The sequence below is a fragment of the Bradyrhizobium liaoningense genome (assembly GCF_018130825.1).
GTDB lineage: Bacteria > Pseudomonadota > Alphaproteobacteria > Rhizobiales > Xanthobacteraceae > Bradyrhizobium > Bradyrhizobium liaoningense_B.
On sequence record NZ_JAFCJS010000002.1, the window covers coordinates 1,010,148 to 1,033,404 of the forward strand.

Consider the following 23,257-nt stretch of genomic DNA (forward strand, 5'->3'; position numbering starts at 1 on the left):
CCACCTAATCCACCGCGGCGCCGGAGGCCTTGATGATCTTGCCCCATTTTGCGGTCTCATCCGTCATGAATTGTCCGAAGGCGGCGCCGAAAACCGTGCCGGGCTCCGCTCCGAGCTCAGCAAGCCGCTTTTTGACATCGGGCATCTTCAGAATGGTCTCGACCTCGCTGCTCAGCTTGGCGAGCACCGGCGCGGGCGTCTTGCCAGGTGCCACCAGTCCGAACCAGGACGACGCTTCGAAGCCGGCAACGGTCTCGGCAACAGTGGGCACGTCGGGCAACGCATCCGCGCGCTTCGCGCCAGCCACCGCGATCGCGTTGATCGCCTTGCCCTGAACCTGCGGCAGCACCGCCGGCATGTTGTCGAACATGAACGGGATTTGCCCGGCAAGCAGATCGTTCATCGCCGGCGCGGCACCGCGATAGGGCACATGGACGATGTCGATGCCGGCCATGCTCTTGAGCAGCTCGCCGGCCAGATGATTGGTCGAGCCGATGCCGGACGAGCCGAAATTCATCGTCCCCGGCTTGGCCTTGGCGAGCGCAATCAGATCGCCGACATTCTTTGCGGGCACCGACGGATTGACGACCAGGACGATCGGCACGGAGGCGATCAATGCCACCGGCGCAAACGCCTTGGCCGGATCGAACGGCAGCTTCTTGTAGAGGGAGCCATTGATCGTGAGCGGCGGCGGCGCCGTCAGCAGCAAAGTGTAACCGTCGGGATCGGCGCTCGCGACCGTCTCGGCACCGATATTGCCACCGGCACCGCCACGATTCTCGACGACAAACGTCTGCCCGCTCCGCTCGGCGAGCTTCTGCGCGACGATGCGGGCGATGATGTCGTTGGAGCCGCCGGCCGGGAACGGCACGATGATCTTGACCGGACGGGACGGATAATCCTGCGCGAGCGTCGGACCGGACAGCAGGATGGCGCCGCAGACGGCGAGAACCCAGCGGCGGCAGTATCGGTACATCAGGCGTTTCCTCCCCTTTTATTTATCGTTGGCCGCCCCGAGATCTCAGGTCGTCATCAGCGGCCTCAGCTTGCCGATGTCGTCGACCTTTTCGAGATTGTTGATCTGCTCGATCAGCTTCTCCGATTTCTCGGCGCCCAGCACCGGCGCGATCAGATCCCTGGTTTTCGCCGCAACGGCTTCCGTGCTCAGCGGATTTTCCTTGGTGCCCGGCGGATATTTGGTGAAGTGCTCCACGTTCTTGCCATCGGTCAATGTCACCTCGACGACGGCGCCGCGCGGCGCGGCCGGATCCATCAGGGCCTTGTCGCCCACCAGCGTCACCTTGGCGCGCTGCTCCAGGATTTTTGGATCACGCATCAGCGCGACGTCATGACTGTCGTTGAAGGATACGGCCCCCTTGACCAGCGCGACCGCGACGAGGTGCTGGCAATTGACGTCAGGCATCGCGCTCTCGCCGACGATGCCCATCGCGTCGGTGGGCAGCTTGACCAGGATGCTCTTCACCTTATCGGGGGTGAGGCCATGCTGCTTGCGCAGCGTCAGCGTCGCGTCCAGCGGCGACTGGATGGGATAGCCGACCGAAAACGTCTTGATCGCCGTTTCCGTGACATAGAAGCGGCTGCCGAGGTCCTTCACCATCTCCTCGGGCTTCGGATCGGTCGACAGCGCGATAAAAAGATTATGCGTGCCGTCAAGCACGTCGTCGACGCCGGTCAGGCCGTTCTTGACCATGTCGACGGCCATGACGCCGTTACGCGCGCCCATGCCGGCGAAATCGAACGCCTTCTCGATGTGGTCGTGATCCTTCACCCAGCTCCACAGGCCGGAAACCTGCTGCGATGAATAGGAGATCGCATAGCGCATCCCTTTCTCGTCGAGCCGCGCCAGCGAGGCGGCGGCGCCGAGCGCGCCGAAGGTCGAGGACGTGCCTTCGGCGCTGCGATGCGAGCCGCGCACGAGATCCGGCCCCAGCGCCATCAGGAGGCGACAGGTCAGGTCGTAGCCGAGCGCGACGGCACGAATGACGTCTTGCCCGCTGCGATGCTCCCGCTCGCCGAACGCAAGCGCGGCCGGCACCACCGCGCATCCCGGATGCGCCTTGGTTACCGGCTCGAAATCGTCGGTCTCGTCGGCATGCGCGCACATGGCGTTGGCCAGCGCCGCGTTGACCGCCGTGGTGCGGAAGTCGGAGCCGACGACGGAGGCCTGCGCCTCGCCGCCGAGCGTGCGCACATATTTCAGCGCCATCTCGCCCGGCCGCATGCGCGCGCCGGACACGATCGCGCCGAGCGTGTCGAGAATGCGGTGCTTGCATTCGAGCAGCACCTTTTCGGGTAGCTCCTGGTCGCGCGCGGCGACCATGTAGCGCGCAAGCCGCTCAGTGACGCCAGGGCCTGCCGCGAGGGCCGTACGGCCGCCTGTTGCGGCCAAAGCGGCAATCGAGCCGGCGGATTGAAGGAAACGGCGACGTGAGGGCATTCCAATAGACTCCAGAATCAGGACGAGACCGACATCTTGGCGATTTCCGCTGCGCTCGCCAGACCTTCGACGTTCCAGCATGCGTCCATGACACGCCTGATCATCGCGGCAGGAATGATGCCGTCCGCGAGATCGGAGAACTTGGTCTCGAGCTGCTTGTCGGTCATCGGCACCTCGACGCTGCCGATCGCGTGCTCGATGTAGCGATTGAGCGTGCGGCCGTCCTTGAGCACGATGGTGAGATCGACCTGCTCCGGCTTGATGCCCGGCGTGATGACCGGATTCACCTTGCCGCGCAGTGCGACGACAGTCGGGTTGGCCACGGCGCGATCGCTGAACTGTTTCTCGCCGCCGCCACCCTCGACGATCGCCACGGCGACCGCGTGGTAGATGCTGAACTTGCCCTCCAGGCCGAGCTTGGGCGTCTTCTTCCCGGTCAGCTCCAGCACCAGCGGATGGACCTTGAGGTCGACCCGTTCGATCTGGTCGGCCGTCAGCTTGTTCTCGTTGCGGAGCTGGATCGCCGCATCGATCGCCGGATGCAGGACGATGCCGCAGGCAAAGGGTTTGTACGTGTTCAGCGCCGCCTCATAGCGCTTGCCGAGATCGCCCAGGATCTCGTTGTAGTCCTGCTTGGTGCTGATCGTGTTGGCCCAGCCGCGCTTGGCCTCGATCATCGCGTCCGACGAGGTGAAGTTCTTGGAGGCCAGGATCGCCGCGAAGATGCCGCTCGAGGCGGCACGGCCGGGATTGAAGCTCTTGTTCATCGAGCCGAAGGATTCGCGCAGGCCCACCGGCTGCGATGCGGCAAGGCCAAGCGCCCAGGTCATCTGCTGCTCGTTCAGCTTGAGCAGCTTGCCGACGGCCGCCGCGGAACCGAACACGCCGGCGGTGCCGGTGATGTGCCAGCCGACATCATAATGGTTCGGATACACCGCGTTGCCGATCCGGCACTCGGTCTCGACACCCAGCACCAGCGCGTTCAAGAAGTCCTTGCCGGAGACCGGCTGCATTTCCGCCACCGCGAGAATGGCGGAGGCGACGGGACCGGCCGGATGAATGATCGTCTTCAGATGGGTGTCGTCATAGTCGAAGATGTGGCTCGACACGCCGTTGATGAAGGCGGCATTCATGATGTCGAACCGCTCGCGCCGCCCGAACAGCGAGGCCTGCTGCGGGCCCGAGAACGGCCCGAGCGCTGCGACCGCGATATCGACCGTCTCGTGATGCGAGCCGCCGATGGCGACGCCGACCCAGTTCAGCAGCGTGCGGACGCCCTCCTTGCGGACATTGGCGGGCAGATCGTCATAGCTCGCGGTGACGAGATAACGCGCCAGCGCGCGCGTGACCTCCTTGGGCGGTGCGGCGGCAGGCGCCGCGGCCGGGGTTTGCGCGAAGGCAGCGTTGGCGCCGGCGGTGGCGAGCGGAAGCGCGGCTGCGGCCTGGAGCAGGGTCCTGCGATCAGTTTGCATAGGCAGCCTCCTTGACCTTGATCGATACCAGTTTCGCGGCAAGGCGGACCGCGCTCTCCAGCGCACCGGTGTTGGCCCCCCCCTTGCCGACGATGTCGAACGCCGTGCCGTGCGACGGCGTGGTGAAGACGGTCTCGAGCCCAGCGGTAACGGTGACGCCGCGGTTGAAGCCGCGCAGCTTGGTCGCGATCTGGCCCTGGTCGTGATACATCGCGACCACGCTGTCGAACTCGCCGGCGAAGGCGCGGATATAGACGGTGTCGGCGGGGTAAGGCCCGGTGCAGGCAATGCCCGTCTTCGCGGCGGCTTCGACGGTCGGGCGGATCATCTCGATCTCGTCGCGGCCGAACAGGCCGTTCTCGCCGGCATGCGGGTTGAGCGCCGCGACCGCGATGCGGGGCCTGGCGACGCCGGCCCTCTTCATCATGCGATCGACCAGCACGATCGAGTCGGTGATGCTCTCCGGATGGATGCCGTCGAGCGCCTCGCGCAGCGACTGGTGCCCGGTGACGCGCGACATCCACTGCCCGTCGAGCACGTTCATCTCGGAGAAGTAGGTCTTGTGACCGAGCAGGCTGGCGAACATCTTGTGCTCGTCGGGAAACTTCCAGCCGCCGTCGAACATCGCGCGCTTGTTGAGCGGCGCGAAGGTGATGGCATCGACCTCGCCCGCCTTGGAGAAATCGATCGCGCGCGACAGCGTCTCGCCGGTCAGCCGGCCGGATTCGGCGCTGGCCTTGCCGATCTGGAATTTGGCGGGATCGGTATTGCCCAAGTCGACGACCTGCACCGTGCCGCGGCCCCAGTTTGCCGCCTTGGGCGAGGAGATCCGCTCGAGCTTCAGCTTCACACCGGCATGCGCCATGCCCATCTCGAGCACGCGGGCATCGCCGACCACGACGAGGCGCGCGGCATCGGCGAGCCGGTCATCGGACAGGATACGAGCGATCTGCTCGGGGCCGATGCCGGTGCAATCGCCCGGCGTCAACGCGATGACGGGCAGTTCATTGGTGCTGGTAGTCATGGAAGAAACCTTGGATCCTTATTTCACTGCTTGGATTTGAGCGGCGGACTGCGCCCAGTCCTCCCGGTTGAATTCGCCATCCCATTTCGCGACGACGATCGCGGCCACCGCATTGCCGATGGTGTTGGTGATGGCGCGCGCCAGCGACATGAAGCGGTCGATGCCGAGCAGCAGCGCCAGCCCCTCCGCGGGCAGGCCGGCCGCGACAACGGTCGCAGCCAGCGCAGCGAATGCGCCGCCGGTGACGCCGGCCGCGCCCTTGCTGGTGAACAGCATCACCACGAACAAGCTGAGCTGCTGCGCGGCCGAAAGCTCGATGCCGTAGACCTGGGCGACGAAGATCGTGGACAGCGGCAGCGTCAGCGCGACGCCGTCGAGATTGAAGGAATAGCCGGAGGGAATGACGAGGCCGGCGACCGCCCGCCCGACGCCCGCCTTCGGCAGCTTCTCCATCATGCCGGGAATGGCGGTTTCCGACGATGAGGTGCCGAGCACGACCAGCAGCTCGTTGCGCAACAGGCGCAGCAGATCCATCAGGCGGATGCCGGCCATGCGGCAGATGGTGCCGAGCACGACGAAGATGAAGAACGCCATCATCGCCCAGGCGGTGCCGACCAGCAGCGCCAGCGCATAGAGCGTGGCGGCACCGAACTTCGCCACGGTGAACGCCATGGCACCGAATGCACCGATCGGCGCCAGCGCCACGACGACATGCACGACGCTGAACACCAGCTCGGTCACCCGCTCCATGCCGGAGCGCAGCGGCGCGGCCTTGTCGCCCAAGAGCAACAAGCCGATGCCACAGAGCAGCGCGAGCACGAGGACCTGGAGCACGTCACCGGCCGCGAACGCGCCCACAAAACTTTCCGGGATCATGTGCTGGATATAGGCCGACAGCGATCCGACATGGGCCTGCGAATAGCGGGCGACGGTCTCCGCCTGCTGCGCCGTGGCGCGCGCCACGCCCGCGCCGGGCTGCACCCAGCGCACCACGACGAAGCTGAACATCAGGCACAGGGTCGTGACGACCTCGAAATAGACGAAGGCCTTGAGGCCGATGCGGCCGACCGCCTTCATGTCGCCGACCTGCGCAATACCCGTGACCACGACCAGGAAGATCAGCGGCGCGATGGTCATCTTGATCAGCGAAATGAAGCTGTCGGCGAGCGGCTTGAATTCAACGGCAATGGCCGGAAACAGGGCGCCGAACAGCACGCCGAGCGCGGCGCCGGCAACCACCAGGACATATTGCTCGCGCCAGAGCGGCTTGCGACGGCGTTCCGAGACCGGGCTCGACAGGGGCTCGGACAGCGGCGTTGCGGCAACCTGCAATTCACTTCCTCCAACGGCATCGACGCGCCATGCGAAGGTGGCGCTTTGTTCTTGTCTCGCGATGCCGTTTACATTGGACCAGCAGCGTTTCAGGCGCTAATGCCGTATCGGTATGATTTGAGGACAAAACGTTATTATGGACCTGATCTGGCTGGAGGATTTCCTTGCCATCGCCGACGAGCGCGGGTTCTCGCGGGCGGCCGAGCGCCGGCATGTGACGCAGCCCGCGCTCAGCCGCCGCATCAGGTCGCTGGAGGAGTGGCTGGGCACGCCGCTGTTCGAACGTTCCACGCATACGGTCACGCTCACGGCCGCGGGCGAGAGCTTCCGCCCGGTGGCCGAGGACGTGCTACGCCGGGTCCAGGTCGGGCGGGAAGAAGCGCTGGAGGTGGCGCGGCTGAAGGCCGAGACCGTCACCTTCGCGGCAACGCATGCGCTGTCGCAAACCTTCTTCCCGCAGTGGATCCGCAGTTCAGAAAGCGCGCGGGCCGGCGCGGCGGTGCAGCTCGTCGCCTCGAATTTCGCCGGCTGCGAGAAGCTGCTGCTGGATGCGCAGGCTCACTTCATGCTGGCGCACTATCACCCTTCGCTGGTGAGCCGGCTCGACATGGACCGCTTCCAGCGCATCGAGCTTGCGACTGACACCCTGATCCCGATCAGCGCACCGGCCACAAAGCCGGGCCGCGGCGGGCGCAGCAGCAAGAAGCCGCAGGCGCGCTATGCGCTGCCCGGCGCATCGGGGGCGCCGCTGCCCTATCTCGCCTATCATCCGGGCTCGGGCGTGGGCCGGCTCGTCACCTCGTTCCTGGCGGCGAAGGATCCGTCGGCCTGGCTCGCCCCGGGCTTCGCCGCGCCGGTCATGCTGCTGATCGACATGGCGCGCGAAGGGCGCGGTGTGACATGGGCGCCGTTGACCCTCGTCCGCGCCGATCTCGACAGCGGACGCCTGCTGCGCGCCGGCGGCGTGGAATGGGATATTCCGATCAGCGTCTCGCTGTTCCGCACGCGGGCCCGCATGACCCGGGCGGCCGAGAATTTCTGGAATGCGGTCCGCAAGGGCCGGCCGGCGGGAAAATCCGCTTCTTCAGCGCCGCGAGCGAGGTAGGAAACATCAGGGGGTATCCGGCCTTAGCACGGAACTTGCATAAATTCTGGGCGACATGGACACCGTATGAACCTCATCAGCCTCGACATCCGCATGCTCCGGTCGCTGATCTCGGTGGTCGAGACAGGAAGCATCACCGAGACCGCGCGACGGCTCGGCCGCACCCAGCCGGCGATCACGCTGCAATTGCAGCGGCTGGAGGAGCTGACCGGCAAGCAATTGTTCGAGCATGGCGGCCGCAGGCTGACGCTGACCGATGACGGCACCACGGTCCTGACCTACGCAAAATCCATCCTGAGGTTGCACGACGAGCTGATCTCGCAGCTGGCGTCACAGGAGATCGAGGGCCAGGTCGTGCTCGGCACGCCCGACCTCTACGCGGCGTTCATGCTGCCGCAGATCCTCAGCGTGTTCCGAAAGTCATTTCCGCGCGTGCAGGTGGAGCTCAATTGCGCGCTGTCGACACCGCTGGTCGGCCTCGTCAAGCGCGGCGACGTCGACATCGCGCTCGTCACCCGCATGAACGATTTCACCGGCGGCCAGGTGGTGCGGCGCGAGCAACTGGTCTGGATGACCGGCGAGCAATCCGCCGCACACCAGGAGCGCCCGATCCCGCTGGCGCTCTTGCCGCCCGGCAACATCTATCGCGACTACGCCATCGACACGTTGGAGCGCGCAAACTTGCGCTGGCGCATCGCCTGCGTCAGCGAAAGCGTCGGCGGCCTGCAAGCCGCGGCGTTCGCCGGTATGGCCGTCACCGTGCTCGGCCGCAGCGCGCTGGTGCCGGCGATGCGCGAGATCGGCCCGAACGAAGGTCTGCCGCCACTGCCGAAGATCGAGCTCTTGCTCTACAAGTCGAGCGGCGCCACTTCGAAGGCCGCAACCGCCTTGCACGACTATCTCGCGCACTATCTGCGTCTCGACGAAGAGCTCAGCGGTCGCGGCGCACCGATTGAGCTTTCCTGAAGTGTATCGCAGAGGTGGTCAAAGATACCCCGAAGACGACCCCAACTGCGTCCACCCGTCACGCGATCGGACATTGCTCGGCGTCTGCTTCGATCTCCGTTTTTGATCCATTTCGCAAGTACGCCCTAGTCCAGCAGCGGCCCGGTGTGCTTTGATGCGCGGGGCAGGAACCGAGACGCAAGGGGATGGCCCGATGTTCATATTCATTCGAAAATACACCAAGGTTCGTTCGGTCGCGGATGCTGCCCGCCGCGCCAAAAGCGGCGTCGGTCAGATCCTGAGAGAGTCGCGCGGCTTCAAGTCTTATTATGTGTTGGACGGGGGTGAAGGCGTTGGTGTCGCCGTGATGATATTTGAGGACCGCGAAAGCGCGAATGCGGCGAACGCCAAGGTGCTGGAATTCGTTCGAGCAAGCTTGCACGACCTCGATCTTGGCGATCCCGAGATCATCGCCGGAGAAGTCTTGGTGAATATAGAATCTGCTGCGTAGATGCCCGCAAGACTCCTCGTCAGCGACCTGCGCAAGCACCGTCACGCCCTGACGTGCGCCGGGCTTTGCTCGCGCAACGCCAGCAACGGCCAGAATTTCGACCAAGGCTGCGCCGCTTCGAACGCCGCGGCGATGCGGAAGATGGTGGGCTCGTCGAGCCAGGGCGCGACGATCTGCAGGCCGATCGGGAGGCCATCACTGTCAAAGCCGCAGGGCAGCGTCGCGGCCGGAAGACCGGCGAGATTGATCGGCCAGGTGAAGGGCGACCAGCCGAGATGCGAGTCCACCTCGCGGCCGTCGATCGAGCCGACACCGATCTGCCCGGCCTCGAACGCGGTCACCGCGACGGTCGGCGTCACCAGCGCATCGACGCGCTCGAACAGTTTCAGGAATGCATTGCGCGCCTGGCCGCGCCGGTAACCGGCCTCGATATAGTCCGTGCCGCTGTAGTGACGGCCGGCCGTGATGACATCGCGATAGTCAGCCTCGGAGCTTGCGAGATCTGCCGCCGTTTTGGTCGCGACGGCAGCAGCCTGCTCGGTGAAAGCAATCGGCTTCAGCGTGTGCTCCAGAATACCGGGATCGAGAGCCGGACCATCCATGGTGACCTGCGCGCCGCAGGAATCGAGAACGGCAATCGCCTTGTTGAACGCCGCGCGCACATCGGGACTGATCGCGGCGTAGCCGAGATCGGCGCTGGCACCGATGCGAATGCCGTTCAACCCCGCAGCGTTGGTGTCGAAGCGACGGGATGGCACGGGCAGACTCGCGGCATCGCGCATGTCGTAGCCGGCGATGATCTCCAGCGTCAGCGCAGCATCCGCGACGGTGCGCGTGATCGGTCCGGTGTGCGCGAGCGAGGCCCAGGACGGTGGCGCGAAACCAGGCGAGCGCGGGACGAGGCCAAAGGTCGGCTTGAGGCCGAACACGCCGCAGAAGGACGATGGCACCCGGATCGAGCCGACGCCGTCGGTACCGATTGCGATGGGGCCGCAGCCGGCGGCAACGCCGGCTGCCGCGCCGCCGCTCGACCCGCCGCTGGTACGGCCTGGATTCCAGGGATTGCGGGTCGTGCCGGTGACCGGGCTGTCGGCCGTCAGCTTGTAGCCGGACTCGCAGGTGGTGGTCTTGCAGGTGATGATCGCACCTGATGCCTTCAATGCAGACACCACGGCGGCATCGACGTCGGGCACGAACGTCTTGTTCATCGGCGAACCGCCATAGGCCGGCACGCCCGCGACGAAGACGAGATCCTTGATCGTGACTGGCACGCCGGCAAGCGCCCCCTTGGCTTCGCCCGCACGCATCTCCTTCGTGAGACGGTCGGCATCCGCCCTCGCCTGCTCGTACATCGGCGTCACCACCGCGTTGCAGGCCTCGTTGGTCGCCTGAAGCGCGGCGATGGTGTCGTCGACGACATCGCGCGGGGTGAACGCCTTGCGCCGGTAGCCGGCCAAGATCTCGGTCACAGAGAGCGCGCCAAGACCAGTCGGCGCCGGCGGGAAGGCCGTTCGGCCGGAACCATCAGTCATCATCAACCCTAAGGAATTAGCTGAGCGCCGCGTCGACGGCGCGCTTGGCCATCACCGTGACGAGATGCGCCCGGTAATCGGCTTCGGCGTGGATGTCGGAGGTGAGGCCGTCATTGTCGATCTTGATCGCCGCGATCGCGGAGGGATCGAAATTGCTCGACAGCGCCGCCTCCATCGGCGGCACGCGGAACACGCCTGGTCCCGCGCCGGTGACGGCGACGCGAACACCATCGGCGAATTTCGCGACGAACACGCCGACCAGCGCATAGCGCGACGCCGGCGCCTTGAACTTTGCGTAGCCGGCCTTGAGCGGCACGGGAAAGCGGATCGCGGTGATGATCTCGCCCGGCTCAAGTGCGGTCTCGAACAGGCCGAGGAAGAACTTGTCGGCAGCGATTTCCCGCGTGCTGGTAACGACAGTCGCGCCGAGACCGAGCACGCCGGCGGGATAGTCCGCCGCCGGATCGTTGTTGGCGACCGAGCCGCCGATGGTGCCGCGGCTGCGCACGGCGGGATCGCCGATCATCGAGGCCAGCGCGGCGAGCCCCGGGATTTTCGTCTGGACCACCTTCGAAGCTGCGACCACCGCATGCGGCGTCATCGCGCCAATGGTGATGGTGGCGCCGTCGTCGGTGATGCCCTTGAGGCTTCCGAACTTGGACAGGTCGACCAGCGCAGGCGGATTGGCCAGCCGCTGCTTCAGCGTCGGGATCAGCGTCATGCCGCCGGCCACGAGCTTGCTGTCCTCGATCGAGGTCAGGAGCTTGGCCGCGTCCGGAATCTGGTCCGGCTGATGATAGGCAAACGGTTTCATTGTTGTCCTCCCTATTCCGCGGCGACCGGCAGCGACGCGTTTTGCAGCAAGCGCCAGATCCGGTTCGGCGTCGCCGGCATGTCGACATGGGTGACGCCGAGATGCGAGAGCGCATCGACCACGGCGTTGATGACGGCGGCGGGCGAGCCGATGGTGCCGACTTCGCCGCAACCCTTCACGCCCATCGGCGTGTGCGTGCACAGCGTCGAATGCGTCGCGACCTTCATCATCGGCAGATGGTCGGCGCGCGGCATGCAGTAATCCATCAGCGACCCCGACAGCAGCTGGCCGGAACCTTCGTCATAGACTGCGTTCTCGAACAGCGCCTGGCCGACGCCCTGCACGATGCCGCCATGCAGCTGGCCCTCGACGATCATGGGGTTGATGACCGTGCCGACGTCGTCGACAGCGGTGTAGTTCACCAGCGTAACCGTGCCCGTCTCCGGATCGACCTCGACCTCGGCGATATGGCAGCCGCCGGGATAGGTGAAGTTGACGGGGTCGTAATAGGCCTGCTCCTCCAGCCCCGGCTCCAGCACCTCGAGCGGATAATTGTGCGGCACGTAGGCCGCGCCCGCGATCTCCTCGAAGGTCTTGATGCGGTCGGTGCCGGCGACGGAAAACTTGCCGGCCTCGAATTGGATGTCGCCCTCGGACGCTTCGAGCAGATGCGCGGCGATCTTCTTGCCCTTGACGATCACCTTGTCGGTCGCCTTCGACAGCGCGGCGCCGCCGACGACCAGCGAGCGCGAGCCATACGTGCCCATGCCGAACTGCACGCGATCGGTATCGCCGAACACGATATCGACATTCTCAAAGGCGACGCCGAGCTTGTCCGAGACGATCTGTGCGAAGGTCGTCTCGTGACCCTGGCCGTGATTGTGGGTGCCAATCATCACCGTCACCTGGCCGGTCGGATGCACACGCACCGTGGCGCTCTCATAGAGGCCACCGCGCGCCCCCAGCCGTCCTGCAAAGCGAGAGGGCGCAAGGCCGCAGGCCTCGACATAGGTGGAGTAACCGAGCCCGCGGAACTTGCCTTTGCTGGCGGAAGCCGCCTTGCGCACGCCAAAGTTCTTGACGTCGGCCGCCACCAGCGCGCCGTCGAGACAGCCCATGGGATCGCCGGAATCGTACTGCACCAGCACCGGCGTCTGGTAGGGATAGGCCTCCTTCGGGATCATGTTGCGGCGGCGGATCTCGACGCGGTCGATCCCCATCTCGCTGGCTGCGACATCAACGATGCGCTCCAGCACGAAGGTCGCCTCGGGTCGGCCCGCGCCGCGATAGGCATCGACCGGCACGGTGTTGGTGAAGACCACCTTCACATTGCAGTAGATCGCCGGCGTGGTGTAGACGCCGCCGAGCAGCGGCCCGTAGAGATTGGTCGGGATGTTCGGCCCGAAGGTCGAGAGATAGCCGCCCATATTGGCGAGCGTGTTGACGCGGAAGGCGAGGAATTTTCCGGTCTCATCCAGCGCAAGCTCGGCCTCGGTGACGTGATCGCGGCCGTGACGATCGGAGACATAGCCCTCCGAGCGGCTCGCGACCCATTTCACCGGTCGCCGCACGCGCTTGGCGGCCCAGGTGATCACGGCCTCCTCGCCGTAGTGGAACTGCTTGACGCCGAACCCGCCACCGACGTCGGGTGCGACCACGCGCAGCTTATGCTGGGGAATGTTCAGCACCAGCGCGCCCATCAAAAAGCGCACGACATGCGGGAACTGGCTGGTGGTCCACAGCGTGAAGCGATCGGTGCCCGGCTCATATTCGGCGATCGCCGCGCGCGGCTCCATGGGGTTGCCGATCAGGCGGTTGTTGACGAGACTGAGCTTTGCGACATGCGCCGCCTTCTTGAAGGCGGCTTCGACCGCGGCCTTGTCGCCGAGCTCCCAGTCGCAGCAGATGTTGTTCGGCACGTCGTCGAACAATTGCGGCGCATCGGGCCTGACAGCTTCGAGCACGCCGACCACGGAAGGCAGCACCTCGTAATCGATCTTCAGGAGCTCGGCACCCGCATTCGCCTGCTCCGGCGTTTCTGCGATGACGAAGGCCACCATGTCGCCGACGAAGCGCACCTTGTCCTGCGCCAGCATCGGGAACGGCGGCTCCTTCATCGGCACGCCCTTGGCGTCCGTGATGCCCCAACCGCAGGGCAGCGAGCCCAGTCCATCGTCGGCGACATCGTCGCCGGTCAGGACGGCAATAACGCCGGGCGAAGCCAGCGCCGCACTCTTGTCGATGCCGCGCAGCACCGCGTGGCCGTGCGGCGAGCGCACGAACACGCCTGATGTCATGCCCGGACGCTTGATGTCGGAGACGTAATTGCCGCGGCCGGTGAGGAAGCGCTGGTCCTCTTTCCGCTTCGGGGCGGCGCCGATGCCGATCACATTGCCCATGGTCACTCTCCCTTGGCGGCGTGCATGGCGGCCGCGCCGGCCATGACCGAGACGACGATGTTCTGGTAGCCGGTGCAGCGGCAGATGTTGCCCTCGAGGCCGTGACGGACATCGGCCTCCGTCAGGTCCGGCTTGTCGGTGGCGAGCGCCACGGCCGTCATCAGCATGCCGGGCGTGCAGAAGCCGCATTGCAGGCCGTGATGCTCGCGAAACGCCTCCTGCATCGGATGCATCCGGTTCGAGCCCGGCGCGCCTTGCAGACCTTCGATGGTGAGCAGGCTCGCGCCATCGAGCGCGGGGGCGAGCAACGTGCAGCTCTTCACGGGAAGACCGTCGAGATGCACCACGCAGGCGCCGCACTGGCTGGTGTCGCAGCCGATATGCGTGCCGGTGAGATTGAGCTGCTCGCGCAGGAGCTCGGCGACGAGCGTTGCGGGCTCGACGTCCACGGTGGTTGGCCGGCCGTTGAGGGTAAAGGATATCTGCACGGTCATACTCCTGTGCGCGATGAGGTCTTCAGGCGAGTGGAAGTGCGCTGCCGGTGGCCCATGTGGCCATCACGACATCGCCGACGGTGAACGGATCCGCGAAGAAGGTCTTTTCCGGCACGTAAGCGACGAACTCGTCGTCGGGCACGGTGTCGAGCATGACCTTGACGAAATAGCCCTGGTATTCGATCGCGAGCACCCGGCTTGGCAGCGATGTGGTGCAGCCGGGCGGCAGCTCCCTGCCGGGCCTCACCAGCGCCACGTCGTCGCGGCGCACGGCGATATCGACCTTGTCGCCGATGCTGACGGTCGGGCGGGCCTGAAGCGGCACCTCGATGCCGGAAGGCGTCGCCTGCGCCAGCGTGAAGCTTGCGCCGTTGACCTTCTCGACCCGACCCGAGAGCACGTTCTGACCACCCATGAACTCCGCGACATAGCGGTCGTGCGGATGGGCGTAGACCTCGCGCGCCGCACCAGCCTGCTTGATCCTGCCCTGCTCCATCACCACGACGAGGTCGGCGAGCGCGATCGCCTCGAGCTGGGTGTGGGTGACGTGGATGAAGGTGATGCCGAGCTCCTGCTGCATCCGCCTGAGCTCCTGGCGCATCTGGACGCGGAGCTGCTCGTCGAGCGCCGATAGCGGCTCGTCGAGCAGCAGCACGCGCGGCTCGGTGATCGCCGCCCGCGCCAGCGCCACGCGCTGCTGCTGGCCACCGGAGAGCTGCGCCGGCAGGCGGTCGGCGAACTGCGTCAGCCGCACCTTCTCGATCATGGCGTCGGCCGCGCGCAGACGATCGGCCTTCGACATCCCGCGCACCCGCAAGGCGAAGGCGATGTTCTCGCGCACGGTGAGGTGCGGGAACAGTGCATAGGACTGGAACATCATCGCGGTGCGGCGCTGCACCGGCGCGAGCCCGACGACGTTCTGCCCGCCGATGACGATCTCGCCCGCGGTCGGGTCCTCATGGCCGGCGATCATGCGCAAAATCGTGGTCTTGCCGCAGCCGGAGGGGCCGATGAAGCAGCAATAAGCGCCGTCCGCGATCTTCAGATTGACGCCGTCAACCACATTGGTGACGCCGTCAAAGCTCTTGCAGACGCCTGCCAGTTCGATATCGCCGCGATCGTTCTTCATTCCCAGCTCAACCTTTGGACCTGCTGCCGCGCTTCTTCTGGATCAGCACGATGGTGCCGAGGCTGGCACCGATGACGATGAAGGAGACGATGGTGGTCACCGTGCCCAGCGCGTAGAGCGAGGGCGAGGTGACATTCAGCGTCATGCTCCAGATCTCCAGCGGCAGCGTGTTCAGCGAGCCCGCCGTCTGCAGGCTGCGGGCGAACTCGTCATAGGACAGCGTGAAACCGAACAGCGCGACCGCGACGAGGCCGGGCGCCAGCACCGGGATCATCACCAGCCGAATCGACTGCCAGCGGCTGGCGCCGAGATCGTAGGCCGCCTCTTCCCAGACGTGATTGAAGCGCGACATCACCGCGAACATCACGAGGACGCCGAACGGCAGCGTCCAGGACAGCTGCGCGCCCAGCGCCGAGGTGTACCAGCTCGCATTCAGGCCGAGCGCCTGGAACAGAAGCCCCGTGCCGAGACCGAGCACGAGGCCGGGCGCGACCAGGCTGCCGATCATCATGTAGAAGACGAATGTGTCGCCGCGAAACCGCCGGCGGAAACCAAGGCCGGCGAGGAACGACACCACCACCGTGATGATGGTGACGATGACCGCGAGCTTGATCGAGCGGTCGAACGAGCCCTTGACGTCGCCGGTCCGCACCTGGGTGAAGAGATCGACGAACCAGTGCAGCGACTGGCCCTTCATCGGGAAGACGAGGCCGCCGCGGATGTCCTGGAACGACAGGATGTAGATGCAGAACATCGGGCCGTAGAGCGCGAGCACGTAAGCCGCAAACAGCGTCGCCAGCACGTAGAACGTCCAAGGCCTTCCGCCCTTGCTCGGCGCGATCGCCTTGCTGGTTGCAGGGGCAATCGTCTCCGGCATGTCGGCGAGAACCGCGCTCATCGCGTGATCTCCTGCCTGACATCGACGGTGCGCAGGATCAGTGAGACGATCGCGACCAGCACCAGCGTCAGCAGCACGGCGCTCGCGGCCGCAGTCGGATATTGCAGCACGCCGACGTCCTCGTAGAAGGCGCTGACCACCGAGGCCGAGCCGCCGCCGGACATCACCTTGACCACGAAGAAGTCACCCATCACGATCGAGACCACGAAGATGGTGCCGAGCGCGATGCCGCTCTTGGACATCGGCACCACGATCAGGCGCATGATGTCGAAGCGACTGGCGCCGGCGTCGATCGCGGCCTCGATCAGCTTCTTGTCGATCCGCGCCATGGAGTTGAAGATCGGCACGATCATGAAGATCGTGAGCTGGTGGACGTAGGCGATGACCACCGCGAGATCGGAGAACAGCAGCACCTCCAGCGGCTGACGGATCACGCCCGTCGCCAGCAGCGCCTGGTTGATCAGGCCCTCCTTGCCGAGCAGCGGAATCCAGGAAATCATCCGGATGATGTTCGAGGTCCAGAACGGCACGGTGCACAGGAGGAACAGGCCGATCGCGAGCAGCTGGTTGCGGACGTGAAACACCAGGAAGTAGGCGACGAAGAAGCCGATGATCAGCGTGAAGATCCAGGTCAGCACCGTGAACTTGATCGTCGCCAGATAAAGCTTCAGCGTCAGCGCCGAGTGCAGCACCTCGACATAGCTCGCCAGCGTGAAGCCGGGTGTGAGCCCGCCAAACCCGTCGGTGGCGAAGAAGCTCGCCGCCAGCACCACCAGGATCGGCGCCACGAAGAACGGCACGAGCACCAGGACCAGCGGCGAGACATAGAGCCAGCCGGCCAGGTTGGATCGCGATGGAGTTGGACTCGGCTGCATGTCAGCGAACGCCTCGACGTCGATCTCACCCGCCGGCGCGTCGCCGCGCCGGCGTCTTTCGTCAGGGAAAGCAGGTTTCAGGCCACCTTGAAGTCGTTCCAGCGCTTGTTCATGTAGGCGGCCTCGTCCATCAGCGTGTTCCAGCAGGAGATGTTCTTGACGCGGTCGAGGAACGAGCCGCCGTCACGCTTGGTGCCGGCCTTCTCCATCGCAACGCCATAGGGATCGTTGACCACCTCGGGCGCGGGCTGGCCCTCGTACCAGAATGCCCATTCGGCCGGGGTGAGGAATTTCTTCGCAGTCGAGGGTACCGGGCTGTAATAGCCGTAGCGCGCGACAAAGCCGCCCTGCCAGCCCGACAGGTACCAATTGAGATATTCATAGGCCGCGTCGAGCTTCTTGCCGGTGAGGTGCTTCATCAGGCCCATGCCGTTGCACCAGCCTCGGTAGCCTTCCTTGCCGTTCTTGACGTTGACGGGCGCGTAGACGCAGGGAATTTCCTTGACGCGGACGGCGGCGACCGCCGGCGACCACATCGACTGGATGATGACCTCGCCCGCCGCCATCAGCTGCACCGACTGGTCGAAGGTGGTCCAGGTCGCGCGGAACTGGCCCTGCTTCTTCAGCTCGATCAGCTTGTTGCAGGTGAAGTCGATCTCCTCCTTGGTCATGTTGCCCTTGTTGCCGTACTTGATCAGCCCGGCGCTCTCGAAGCAGAGCGCCGCGTCCATGATGCCGATGGCGGGCACGTCGAGGATCGCGGCCTTGCCCTTGAACTTGGGGTCGATCAGGTCCTTCCACTCGGTCACTTCATGGCCGACGAGGTCGGGGCGATAGCCGATGGAGTCGGCGTTGTAGACCTGCGGCAGGAAGGTCGCCCATTCGGTGACGCCGTCATTGAGGTCGGTCGCGTCAGGCTTGACGATGTACATGGCCTCATAGGGCGAAATGCCCTGGCGCGGGATCTTGTGGCCGTCGATCTCGCCCTTGGTGAAGATCGGCAGGATGTTGTCGAACTCCTTGACCTTCTTGACCTCGATGCCCTGGATCACGCCGCGTTTCGCCGCCAGCTTGGCTTGCCAGCCCTCAAGATCGGCAATGTCGACCGTATTAGGCTGGCTTATGAAGCGGTTGATGGCGGCGGAGGTGTCGAGGTTCTGCATCGTCACCTTGAAGCCGAGATCCTTGGCAGCCTGGTCGCCGATCGCCTTCACCACCGAATAGGACACGCCGACATGGCGGAGCTCGATGTCCTTGATCTCCTGTGCCCAGATGGTCGGGAAGCCGCGGATCGCGTCCGACCCTGCGGCTGCGCCCGCAACCGCGGCTGCCCCCTTCAACAGCATGCGCCGGCTCAGCTTTTTCGTAAGTGTCGCTTCCGTTCCCGCCGGATCGGAAGTGGACGTCCCCTTAATCCTGTCAGACATGGCAACCCTCATTGGTTACGATGAACGCTCGCCCCGATCGCCGCTGATCGGCTGCGGATGTGATCAGTTGCGCGTGAGGCTATGGCTGAGATTTTGCGAAGTAAAATTGGAAGTAAAAATTCGCGATATAAACGCGGCTAATGGGTCAGACCGCTGCATTGGCTTTTGGCAGCGCGCATAAGAAGGCGTCAGGACGTGTATACAAGGACGGCGACTGGACGATGCGGCAACGTCCGCATCGCGCACGTGATCGGCGTCGCATTGCTCGTCGCGGCGACAAGTCGCACAGCATGCGCGAGCGAAGTCGTGATCGCGCCGCCGCGCATGAAGGCGATCGGCACAGTCGACTCGCGCTTCCAATCCTACAATGTCGAGATGGTGGAGGTGACGGGCGGACGTTTCTGGAAACCTTACGCGGAAGGCCGGATGCAGCGCGATCGCTACAGCGGCAGGCCTCCGATCGATCTCGCCAACACTCGCCTGCGCAAGGTCGCGGCGGCGCTGTCGCCGGCCTATATCCGCGTCAGCGGCACCTGGGCGAACGCGACCTATGTTGCGGACACCGAGACCGCGCCGTCGGCTCCGCCTGCCGGCTTCAACACTGTGCTCAGCCGCGCGCAATGGCGCGGCGTCATCGACTTCGCCCGCGCGGCCGATGCGGAGATCGTGACGTCCTTTGCGGTCAGCCCCGGCAGCCGCGACGCAAATGGCGTGTGGATGCCGGACCAGGCGCAGCGCCTCATCGATGCGACACGCTCGCTCGGCGGTCGCATCGCCGCCGCCGAGTTCATGAACGAGCCGACGCTTGCAGCGAACAACGGCGCGCCGCCGGGATATGACGCGGAGGCTTATGGCCGCGACTTCAGGATCTTCCGCGACTGGATGCGACGCAGCGCGCCGGAGGCACTGATCCTCGGACCGGGCTCGATCGGCGATGCACCATCACCGTCCGGCTCGGGCATCACCACACGCGACCTGCTTGCCGCATCCGGTCCCAGTGTCGATCGCTTCTCCTATCACCACTACAACACGCTCTCGCCCCGCTGCGGTGTCCATGACGATCCGTTGCAGGCGCTGTCGGAGGAGTGGCTGGCCCGCACTGACGCCACGCTCGCCGTCTACCGCGCGCTGCGCGACGCGTTCGAGCCGGACAAGCCGATCTGGCTGACGGAAACGGCGGACGCTGCCTGCGGCGGCAATCCCTGGGATGCGACCTTCCTCGACACCTTCCGCTATCTCGACCAGCTCGGCCGTCTGGCGAGAGCCGGCGTGCAGGTGGTGATGCACAACACGCTCGCGGCCAGCGACTACGGCTTGCTCGACGAGCAATCGTTTCGTCCAAGGCCAAATTATTGGGCCGCCCTGCTGTGGCGGCGCCTGATGGGCACGACCGTGCTCGAGGCGGAGACTCCATCGATGCCCGACTTTCACGCCTACGCGCATTGTCACCCCAACACGAAGGGCGCCGTCTCCGTGCTCCTCATCAACAGCGCGCGAAACGCACCGCACGTCGTGACCTTGGCGGGCCCTGCCGAGCGCTACACGCTGCAAGCTGATCGCCTGCAAAGCGCGACCGTCCGGTTGAATGGCGAGCCCATGGAATTGGCCGCCAACGACGGCCTGCCGCGCCTTCAGGGGCGTCCCGCGCCGGCGGGCCGGCTCCGGCTGCCGCCCGCCAGCATCACCTTCCTGGTGATGCCGGACGCCGCGGCCTGTCGCTGAAGCAAGCTGCTATTTCAGAGCGTCGCGCGCCGTCTCCGGCGCCAGCAAGCTCGCGATGATCGTGATGATCGAGAGCCCGATGATATACACCGACACCGCCCAGTAGGATCCCGCCCAAGCCAGCAGTGCGGTTGCGATCAATGGCGAGAAACCGCCGCTCAGCGCGGCCGCGACATTGGCGCCGAGCGATGCGCCGCTGTAGCGCACCTGGGTACGGAACAGTTCCGGCATGAAGGCGGCCTTCGGTCCGAACAGCAGCGCGTGGGTCAGCGTCATCGTGACGACGAGCGCGAGCGTGATCAGTGCCGGCTCCCTGGTGTCGAGGAACCAGAACAGCGGAAACGCGAGCGCCACCGAGAACACGCCGCCGGCGAGATACAGCGCCCTGCGGCCGAAAATATCGGAGAGCCAGCCGGCGAGCGGCAGCGTCGCGAACTCGACGATCGCGGCATAGACCACCGCATCCAGGATCACCTGGCGCGGCAGGCCGAGCTTGGTCGTGGCATAGACCACGGTGAAGACAGTGAGGAGATAAGCGAGCCCGACCTCCGACACCGTGATGCCGATCGCCAGAAGAAAGCTGCGCCAGTCGCGACGAAGCACCTCCAGCACCGGCTGCGCCAGCACCTCCTTGCGCTCGACGACTTCCTTGAAGTGCGGCGTCTCGGCCAGCCTCAGCCGCACGATGAAGCCGACGCCGACCAGCAGAATGCTGATCCAGAACGGCATGCGCCAGCCCCAGCTCAGAAAATCGGCTTCGGGCAGCTTGGTCATCAGAGCAAAGATGCCGGTGGAGGCGGCAACGCCGACGGGAAAGCCGATCTGCACCAGGCTGCCGTAGAAGCCGCGGCGGTTGCCGGCATGCTCGATCACCATCACGACCGCGCCGCTCCACTCGCCACCGAGCCCGATGCCCTGGACGAAGCGCAAGGCGATCAGCAGGATCGGCGCCCAGACGCCGATCTGGCTGTAGGTCGGCAGGCAGCCGATCAGGAAGGTGCCGAGCCCCATCGCGATCATGGTCGCAACCAGCATCGTCTTGCGGCCGAGCCGGTCGCCGTAATGCCCGATGATCGCGCCACCGATCGGCCGCGCCACGAAGCCGACCGCGTAGGTGGAGAACGCGACCAGCGTGCCGACGAACGGATCGAAGCTCGGAAAGAACAGCTTGTTGAAGACGAGCGCAGCGGCCGTGCCGTAGATCAGGAAGTCGTACCACTCGATCGCGGTGCCGAGCGCGCTCGCCCACACCACATGCGCCGTCGTCGATCTCTCCGTCGCCGCGGAGACCCCCGTTGCTGCCGTCATGCCCTGCCCCAAAAATTCCGGATGGCATCATGGCCAATCGCAGGGAGGGTTGCAACCTGCGGAGGTGAAGGCTCTCACAGGATAACAACGAGAGATTTGTGGGCCGCTTCGCAACGCCCGTCATTGCGAGGAGCTCGCGACAAAATTGCGCAGCAATTTTGCGCTGATGCGACGAAGCAATCCAGACTGCCTCTGCGGAAAGACTCTGGATTGCTTCGCGGAGCCTGTCATCGGGCCGCGCTTTGCGCGGACCCGTTGGCTCGCAATGACGGTTGGTGAACCAGTTTGGCACTCTGCCCATTCATCGTCGTCCTGGCGAAAGCCAGGACCCATTACCCCGGTCAGCGTTATCAAACACGCGCTGCGGCTAAAGCGTCCGAAACAACAGCCTGCGGTGATTATGGGTCCTGGCTTTCGCCAGGACGACACCGCGTATTGGGCACCGACATTCCAACTCACCGCTCCAAGCCGCCGCCCCGCGGAACCCGCCTCACCCCTCTATTCGCCATTGACAAATTCATTTGCCAATATCTAATTTATCGCCAGAACAACGGCCACAACAAGCGGCCCATAAAAGTGAGGGAACGACGATGAGAGGCTTTCTGGCCTGCGCCATGCTCGCGGCCATGACTTCGGCTGCCATGACAACAGCCGCGACTGCGCAAGTCTCCGACGACGCGGTGCGGATCGGCGTGCTGACGGACCTGTCGAGCTGGGGCCGCGACAACAGCGGGCCGGGCTCGGTCGAAGCGGCCAGGATGGCGGTGGAGGAGTTCGGGCCGACGGTGCTCGGCAAGCCGATCGAGATCATCAGTGCCGATCACCAGATGAAGACCGATGTCGGCGTGCAGATCGTGCGCGGCTGGTTCGACAACGGCAAGGTCGATGCCGTCGTCGACATCCCCAATTCCGGCATCGCGATCGCCGTGCACAACATGGTGCGCGAGCGCAATAAGATCGCCCTGCTCTCCGGCCCCGGCGCGAGCTCGCTGACCGACGAGCTGTGCAGCCCGAACACCGTGCACTTCACCTACGACACCTATGCGCTGTCGAAGGTGACGGCGTCCGCCGTGATCAAGGAAGGCGGCAAGTCCTGGTACTTCATCACGGCGGACTACGCCTTCGGCCAGCAGCTCGAGAAGGACGCGACGCGCTTCATCAACGAGATGGGCGGCAAGGTACTTGGCGGCGTCAAGCACCCGACCAATACCGCCGACTTTTCCTCCTTCGCGCTGCAGGCGCAGAGCTCGAAATCGGACGTGGTCGCCTTCGCCAATGCCGGCCAGGACACCGACAACGCCATCAAGCAGTCCGGCGAGTTCGGCCTCGTCCAGGGCGGCCAGAAGCTGGTCGGCCTCCTCATGTTCGACACCGACGTGCACGCGATCGGCCTCAAGGCCGCGCAGGGCACCTACATGACCACGGCCGCGTACTGGAACATGGACGAGGCAACCCGCGCCTGGTCGAAGAAGTTCTACGAGCGCACCAAGGTGATGCCGACCATGATCCACACCGGCGTCTACGGCTCGGTGCTGCATTATCTCAAGGGCATCAAGGCCGCCGGCACCGACGATCCCGCCAAGGTAATGGCCAAGATGCGCGAGCTGCCGATCGAGGATATCTTCGTCCATGGCGGCAAGTTGCGCGAGGACGGCCGCGTCATTCGCGACATGTATCTGGCCAAGGTGAAGTCACCCGAGCAGTCCAAGGAACCGTGGGACTATCTGGACATCGTCAAGACCGTGAAGGGCGAGGACGCCTTTCGCCCGGTCTCGGAGTCCAAATGTCCGCTTCTGAAGAAGTGAGGTGAGC

19 protein-coding genes are annotated in these 23,257 nt (G+C 65.1%); 5 read left to right on the forward strand and 14 right to left on the reverse strand.

The genetic code is table 11. The annotated features are described in order from the left end of the window. Positions 1–4: 4 nt before the first annotated feature. The 5 genes from JQ603_RS13145 to JQ603_RS13165 are packed head-to-tail and all read right to left on the reverse strand — an operon-like array spanning position 5 to position 6,286. A complete protein-coding gene (locus JQ603_RS13145) occupies positions 5–976 on the reverse strand; it encodes a Bug family tripartite tricarboxylate transporter substrate binding protein (protein WP_212339875.1) in 972 nt (323 codons plus the stop codon). A 45-nt stretch (positions 977–1,021) separates the two neighbouring features. Continuing rightward, positions 1,022–2,458, reverse strand: coding sequence for an MmgE/PrpD family protein (locus JQ603_RS13150; RefSeq protein WP_212339998.1), 1,437 nt, complete (start codon positions 2,456–2,458; stop codon positions 1,022–1,024). A gap of 17 nt (positions 2,459–2,475) precedes the next feature. Continuing rightward, complete coding sequence (locus JQ603_RS13155; RefSeq protein WP_212339876.1) at positions 2,476–3,930, reverse strand: MmgE/PrpD family protein; 1,455 nt, start codon at positions 3,928–3,930, stop codon at positions 2,476–2,478. Beyond that, positions 3,920–4,954, reverse strand: coding sequence for a PdxA family dehydrogenase (locus JQ603_RS13160; RefSeq protein ID WP_212339877.1), 1,035 nt, complete (start codon positions 4,952–4,954; stop codon positions 3,920–3,922). The genes JQ603_RS13155 and JQ603_RS13160 overlap by 11 nt, the downstream gene beginning before the upstream one ends. 18 nt (positions 4,955–4,972) lie before the next feature. Beyond that, positions 4,973–6,286 carry a cation:dicarboxylate symporter family transporter gene (locus JQ603_RS13165; RefSeq protein ID WP_212339878.1) on the reverse strand — a complete coding sequence of 438 codons (1,314 nt, stop codon included), beginning with the start codon at positions 6,284–6,286 and terminating at the stop codon, positions 4,973–4,975. A 136-nt stretch (positions 6,287–6,422) separates the two neighbouring features. Between JQ603_RS13165 and JQ603_RS13170 the strand changes: the two genes are divergently transcribed. The 3 genes from JQ603_RS13170 to JQ603_RS13180 all read left to right on the forward strand — a co-directional run bounded on the left by JQ603_RS13170 (position 6,423) and on the right by JQ603_RS13180 (position 8,847). Then, positions 6,423–7,391, forward strand: coding sequence for a LysR family transcriptional regulator (locus JQ603_RS13170; protein WP_212339879.1), 969 nt, complete (start codon positions 6,423–6,425; stop codon positions 7,389–7,391). Between the two features lie 66 nt (positions 7,392–7,457). Further along, positions 7,458–8,357 carry a LysR substrate-binding domain-containing protein gene (locus JQ603_RS13175; RefSeq protein WP_018641158.1) on the forward strand — a complete coding sequence of 300 codons (900 nt, stop codon included), beginning with the start codon at positions 7,458–7,460 and terminating at the stop codon, positions 8,355–8,357. Positions 8,358–8,550: 193 nt separating this feature from the next. Continuing rightward, positions 8,551–8,847, forward strand: a complete 297-nt coding sequence (locus tag JQ603_RS13180) for a hypothetical protein (protein ID WP_212339880.1) — start codon at positions 8,551–8,553, stop codon at positions 8,845–8,847. Positions 8,848–8,888: 41 nt separating this feature from the next. Here the strand turns inward: JQ603_RS13180 and JQ603_RS13185 are convergent, their stop codons facing one another. The 8 genes from JQ603_RS13185 to JQ603_RS13220 all read right to left on the reverse strand — a co-directional run bounded on the left by JQ603_RS13185 (position 8,889) and on the right by JQ603_RS13220 (position 18,415). Continuing rightward, positions 8,889–10,379 (reverse strand): amidase, encoded by a 1,491-nt coding sequence (locus tag JQ603_RS13185; RefSeq protein ID WP_212339881.1) that lies wholly within the window; start codon positions 10,377–10,379, stop codon positions 8,889–8,891. Positions 10,380–10,395: 16 nt separating this feature from the next. Then, the gene (locus tag JQ603_RS13190) at positions 10,396–11,193 is read right to left on the reverse strand and encodes an FAD binding domain-containing protein (RefSeq protein ID WP_212339882.1); all 798 of its coding nucleotides are present in this window, start codon (positions 11,191–11,193) and stop codon (positions 10,396–10,398) included. Between the two features lie 11 nt (positions 11,194–11,204). Further along, positions 11,205–13,592, reverse strand: coding sequence for a xanthine dehydrogenase family protein molybdopterin-binding subunit (locus JQ603_RS13195; RefSeq protein ID WP_212339883.1), 2,388 nt, complete (start codon positions 13,590–13,592; stop codon positions 11,205–11,207). A gap of 2 nt (positions 13,593–13,594) precedes the next feature. Beyond that, positions 13,595–14,086: a (2Fe-2S)-binding protein gene (locus tag JQ603_RS13200; RefSeq protein ID WP_212339884.1), complete on the reverse strand. Its 492-nt coding sequence runs from the start codon at positions 14,084–14,086 to the stop codon at positions 13,595–13,597. 22 nt (positions 14,087–14,108) lie between these two features. Further along, positions 14,109–15,215 carry an ABC transporter ATP-binding protein gene (locus JQ603_RS13205; RefSeq protein WP_212339885.1) on the reverse strand — a complete coding sequence of 369 codons (1,107 nt, stop codon included), beginning with the start codon at positions 15,213–15,215 and terminating at the stop codon, positions 14,109–14,111. A gap of 7 nt (positions 15,216–15,222) precedes the next feature. Beyond that, a complete protein-coding gene (locus JQ603_RS13210; RefSeq protein WP_212339886.1) occupies positions 15,223–16,113 on the reverse strand; it encodes an ABC transporter permease in 891 nt (296 codons plus the stop codon). After that, positions 16,110–16,988, reverse strand: a complete 879-nt coding sequence (locus JQ603_RS13215; protein ID WP_212339887.1) for an ABC transporter permease — start codon at positions 16,986–16,988, stop codon at positions 16,110–16,112. The genes JQ603_RS13210 and JQ603_RS13215 overlap by 4 nt, the downstream gene beginning before the upstream one ends. Positions 16,989–17,065: 77 nt before the next feature. Next, on the reverse strand, positions 17,066–18,415 hold the full coding sequence (locus JQ603_RS13220; RefSeq protein ID WP_212339888.1) for an ABC transporter substrate-binding protein: 1,350 nt from the start codon (positions 18,413–18,415) through the stop codon (positions 17,066–17,068). A 195-nt stretch (positions 18,416–18,610) separates the two neighbouring features. Here JQ603_RS13220 and JQ603_RS13225 point away from each other — a divergent pair, with 195 nt between their 5' ends. Further along, positions 18,611–20,137 (forward strand): hypothetical protein, encoded by a 1,527-nt coding sequence (locus JQ603_RS13225; RefSeq protein WP_349630734.1) that lies wholly within the window; start codon positions 18,611–18,613, stop codon positions 20,135–20,137. Between the two features lie 9 nt (positions 20,138–20,146). Here the strand turns inward: JQ603_RS13225 and JQ603_RS13230 are convergent, their stop codons facing one another. Continuing rightward, positions 20,147–21,445: an MFS transporter gene (locus JQ603_RS13230; RefSeq protein WP_212339889.1), complete on the reverse strand. Its 1,299-nt coding sequence runs from the start codon at positions 21,443–21,445 to the stop codon at positions 20,147–20,149. A gap of 590 nt (positions 21,446–22,035) precedes the next feature. On the opposite strand from JQ603_RS13230, the gene JQ603_RS13235 reads away from it, so the two are divergent. Next, complete coding sequence (locus JQ603_RS13235) at positions 22,036–23,250, forward strand: ABC transporter substrate-binding protein (protein ID WP_212339890.1); 1,215 nt, start codon at positions 22,036–22,038, stop codon at positions 23,248–23,250. Positions 23,251–23,257 lie beyond the last annotated feature (7 nt).